1 protein-coding gene is annotated in these 499 nt (G+C 52.3%); it reads left to right on the forward strand.

What is annotated here, in order from left to right:
* Positions 1-499 (forward strand): hypothetical protein (locus AC1RPU_RS07820; protein ID WP_481769615.1); only part of this gene is annotated, 499 nt, incomplete at both ends.

Genomic DNA, 499 nt, shown 5'->3' on the forward strand with positions numbered 1-499 from the left:
GGCGCAATTGGGGATGAGATTACGGAAGAATCGTTCATCGATCACGTGAAGCAGATAAAATACGAGTTCGATACGACGGCCGCTAATATTGAGGAAGCCGAAGAATACGAGCAGTATAAAAAGAATAACGCCCGATACAACGAGGCGTATGCAGAGCTGAGTGAGGTCACGCAGAACCTGATCGAAGAGAACGGCCGAGAGCTTGCGGCCGAGATGCCAAAGAACGCGTACACGGCGTATACAGAAGCCAGACTCGCACTCAAGCGTGTCGAACTTGAAATAGAAAGCGTTCGCGAAGAGGCAGAATCCGAATTGCCGGAAAAGGCGGATAAGCCTGAAGAGGAAGAAGCTGATCTGGAAACCTTGGTTCGGGTCTATGAGCATCAGCTCGAACATGCAGAGAAGTTCGCAGAGGGCAAGTGCGAGTCTTGCGGGCAGGCGGTGAAGATTAAGGACCCGGCAACGCTCAAGAAACGCCTCAAGGCCGCTCAGCAGAAGC

This window comes from Dellaglioa sp. CoH-55-MRSF-7 (assembly GCF_056782235.1).